The sequence below is a fragment of the Arthrobacter sp. SIMBA_036 genome (genome assembly GCF_046535135.1).
GTDB lineage: Bacteria > Actinomycetota > Actinomycetes > Actinomycetales > Micrococcaceae > Arthrobacter.
The window spans coordinates 1-257 of the sequence record NZ_JAWRXG010000299.1; the positions used below are offsets into that span (position 1 = coordinate 1).

Here is a 257-nt window from a genome sequence, read left to right on the forward strand (position 1 = left end):
TCAGCCACTACTCCCCATGAATGCGGACCGCAGACGTTCCGACTAGGGCATAGACTCATAACGATCTGATCCATATGCGTGTTGCAACGAGTTTGACGGCGGCGAGGAAGTTGCGGGGATCTTTGTCGTAGCGCGTTGCGATGCCTCTGAACTGTTTGAGTTTATTGAAGAAGCGCTCAACCAGATTGCGCTGCCGATAAACCCAGGAGCTGAAAGGGAAAGTTTCCTTTCGGTTCTGCTTCGCCGGGATGTTTGCC

General features: G+C 52.9%; 1 protein-coding gene. It reads right to left on the reverse strand.

Annotated elements, in window-relative coordinates:
* Window positions 1–55 precede the first annotated feature (55 nt).
* Window positions 56–257, reverse strand: a 202-nt coding sequence (locus SB659_RS19960) for a transposase (protein WP_410551676.1), incomplete at its 5' end; no start/stop codon positions are given.